Below are 3,335 nucleotides of genomic sequence, written 5' to 3'. Positions count from 1 at the left end.
ATCTCCTGCCCAATGATGTGGGAAGCCACGCTTACCACGCCCTCTGCCCCTACAGCTAGCATAGGCAGTGTCAATGAGTCGTCCCCCGAGTAAAGAACAAAATCTTTACGTACCGCACGGATAATCTCGCTGACTTGATCTAGGTTGCCGCTCGCTTCCTTGATGCCTAGGAAGGACGAAGCCTGCGACAGCCTCACTACCGTAGACGGTAGCATGTTGCAGCCGGTACGGCCGGGAACGTTGTAGATGAGAATGGGAACGTCGACAGCGCGCGCCACCTCTGTGAAGTGATGATACAGGCTGTCCTGCGGCGGCTTGTTGTAGTATGGAGTCACTACCATTATGCCGTCGGCACCTGCGTCTACCGCAGCACGCGCTCCTTGCAGTGTATCGCTAGTTGAGTTTGTGCCCACGCCTGCGAGTACCTTAGCTCGCCCGCGGCAGACATCTTGGGCTAGCTCAATCAGCAGGACGCGTTCGGCGGCAGAAAGAGTAGGCGACTCGCCCGTCGTGCCGGATACGACAATGGTTTCCGTGCCTGTAGCAATAAGGTGTTCGGCTAGGCGTCTGACGCCACTTTGGTCAAGATTCCCTTCCTCGTCAAAAGGGGTCGCCATGGCGGTGAGCAAACGTCCGAAATGCATTAGATCCGTCCTTTCTTCTACTCTGTGTTTAACCCGAAGTGCCGATGCAAGGCTTTAGTAGCCGATTCAACATCTCCCTGGTCAATCAAGACCGAGATTGTCAAGTGCGAGTCGCTCGACTGCAGAATACGTACCTCGGCTTCCCGCAATGCGGCGACGACACGCGACATCACCCCGGGCACCCCGCGCATACCAGTGCCGATGACGCTCACCTTTGCGCAGCCACAGCGGAAATCCGCCGCGAGCGGCAAGGTCTCTAGCGCAGCACGCGCTTTCTCAACATCTTCTTCCGGAATGATAAAACGCTTAACTTCCGGACTAACGTTAATGAGGTCTACACTGACCCCGGCCCCCGCCAGGCGACTAAAGATGTCTTGCTCAAGTGCGCCGTCGTCGCCGGGCGTGGCGATGGACACGCGCGCTACGTTAAGAATATGGGCTACGGCCGTAACCGGTCGGCCGCGTTTATTTTCATAGAGGATGGCGTTGGCAATCGTCGTACCCGGGGCATCTGAGAATGTGCTCTTCACGACCAAAGGAATATTGCGCTGCATAGCCAGCTCGACTGCCCGCGGATGAATAACTTTTGAGCCTTGGGAGGCCATCTGAAACACCTCTGCGTAATCTAAGAAGCTGAGCACTTTGGCTTCAGGCACCAAGCGAGGGTCGGCGGTCATAATGCCTTCTACATCGGTGTAAATCTCTACGTTAACGGCACCTAAGGCCACGCCTAACGCCGCCGCCGTAGTGTCGCTCCCCCCCCGCCCGAGGGTGGTGATGTTCCCTTCACTGCTTGCTCCCTGAAAGCCTGCTACCACCGGCACTATCCCTTGTTTAAGTAGACTTAGCACAAAGGTCGGGTCTACCGCGGTTATTCTGGCGTCCCCAAACGAATTATCTGTCGTGATACCTGCCTGCCAGCCGCTAAGCGGCAGAGGGTTAAGACCGGCCTTGCGCAAGGCGCTGGCCATAACGGCACAGGAGACAAGCTCACCGCAGGCCATCACTAAATCCCGGTCACGTGCGTTAGATACTCCCGCTTGATTTACCAGGGCCAGCAAAGTATCGGTGGCATATGGTTCGCCTAAGCGCCCCATCGCCGAAACCACGACGACGACGTCATGCCCCTCTGCCTTAACCCCGCGCACCTTGCCGACCACGCGCTCGCGCATAGCGGCCGTAGCTACGGATGTCCCGCCGAATTTTTGCACGACAATTGCCATTATGTGCCTCCCGTCCTTCCACTAAGGGCGCGATACCAGTACAGGCTGCAGCTGAACGCCTGCCAGCGCCATTTCCGCCGCCTTGGGGATTAGCTCCATCGCTGCGACCAGTGAGTTTGGTTTGACTTCCGGATTGTCCTGACCATAGGGCACGAGAAAGATGTGCTTAGTGTTCTGCAAGCGAGCCAAGTTAACGGCATTCTGTCCTAGCCCATCGTTAGTGGATATAGCTATAAGTACCGGGCGCAAGTTGCGCAGGTGCGCTTTTACGGCCATGGTCACGCTAGAGTCCGTAATACCACCCGCTATCTTAGCTAGAGTATTTCCGGTACATGGTGCCACGATAACTAAGTCGAGCAGTTTCCCGGGGCCGATGGGTTCTGCCGCCGCAATTGTGTCGATAATCTCTGGCGCCCCGCTCGCCGCAAGCACTTGGCTTCGCCACATTTGGGCACGGCCGAAGCGCGTATCTGTGTGCGCGGCCGTCTCACTCATAATGGGCACAATCTCCGCACCGCCCTCGCGTAGACGCAGTAGCTCAGGCATCACGGCGGCGAACGTGCAGTAGGAGCCGGTTAACGCGAAACCAATTCTCTTGTCCTTCATTTTACCTCTCCTCCGGTAGATTTTCTATAATTATGCGCGGCAATACCCGCCCCAAAATGTGCCCGGCAGTCTCGGGTGTAAACTTCCCCGGCAGGCTCGGAGCCAGTATGGCGGTGCGTCCGAGCTTCATGGCGGCCTGATAGTCGACGCCTCCACCGGAAGCGATATCGATAAGGACACTGTCTCGGCGCATACAAACCAGCACATCTTCCGTAAATACCAGAGCGGGCACCGTATTAAAGACGAAGTCAAAACTTGCCAACCCTCGCGACAGGTCGCCCATATATTGCGGACTGTGTCCGGCCGCAAAAGCTTGGGCCAGCGCACCGGTTTGTCTGGCCGCCACCGTAACGTGTGCTCCCATACCTCTAAGGAGCGCGGCGAGGGTGATACCACAGCGGCCGTAACCGACGACAAGTGCCCGGTTGCCATGAACTGTTTTAACCGCCTTATCTTGCGCCAGCCGCACGGCGCCTTCCGCCGTGGGCACGGAGTTAAGGTAGGCTAGCTCGTCGTCTGCGCCGATCTCGCAGATCCGCCAACCATTGACGGCACCTAACTCACGTAACTCCGGCCTCGCTACCCCCGTCAATACCAACAGGCCGCGTGCGGATAGCGTCCGGTCTAGGACGAGCGGCGCGTCGTCGTAATACGATTGCACGCGGCCTTTGGCATCCATACCTGCCATCGGCAGGAGCAAAGCGTGACACGCCCTAATGCCTGCGAGCAAGTCCACCGGAACAACGTCCAGATAACAGGGAAGGCGCGTGAGTCCCACTGCTAGGATTTTTGCGCCTGCCTGCAGCAAACTCGGCAAATAGTACTCAGTTCTTCTATCACCGCCGACAATTGTAATTGCTAG

4 protein-coding genes are annotated in these 3,335 nt (G+C 57.3%); all 4 read right to left on the bottom strand.

Annotated elements, in window-relative coordinates; all coding sequences use genetic code 11:
* The coding region (gene dapA / locus KGZ66_02315; protein MBS3984422.1) for a 4-hydroxy-tetrahydrodipicolinate synthase at positions 1-644 on the bottom strand (644 nt) is incomplete at its 3' end.
* A 17-nt stretch (positions 645-661) separates the two neighbouring features.
* Positions 662-1,867 (bottom strand): aspartate kinase, encoded by a 1,206-nt coding sequence (gene dapG / locus KGZ66_02310; protein MBS3984421.1) that lies wholly within the window; start codon positions 1,865-1,867, stop codon positions 662-664.
* Between the two features lie 21 nt (positions 1,868-1,888).
* A complete protein-coding gene (locus KGZ66_02305) occupies positions 1,889-2,473 on the bottom strand; it encodes a dipicolinate synthase subunit B (protein ID MBS3984420.1) in 585 nt (194 codons plus the stop codon).
* A 1-nt stretch (position 2,474) separates the two neighbouring features.
* The coding region (locus KGZ66_02300) for a hypothetical protein (GenBank protein ID MBS3984419.1) at positions 2,475-3,335 on the bottom strand (861 nt) is incomplete at its 5' end.

It is taken from the genome of Selenomonadales bacterium (assembly GCA_018335585.1).
In the GTDB taxonomy this organism is placed as follows: Bacteria; Bacillota; UBA994; order UBA994; family UBA994; genus UBA994.
This window is presented reverse-complemented; position numbering and strand designations above follow the sequence as displayed.

Excerpts from the sequence above, each read along its gene's own strand:
- dapG (MBS3984421.1), bottom strand. The coding sequence starts at position 1,867 with ATGGCAATTGTCGTGCAAAAATTCGGCGGGACATCCGTAGCTACGGCC.
- KGZ66_02305 (MBS3984420.1), bottom strand. The coding sequence starts at position 2,473 with ATGAAGGACAAGAGAATTGGTTTCGCGTTAACCGGCTCCTACTGCACG.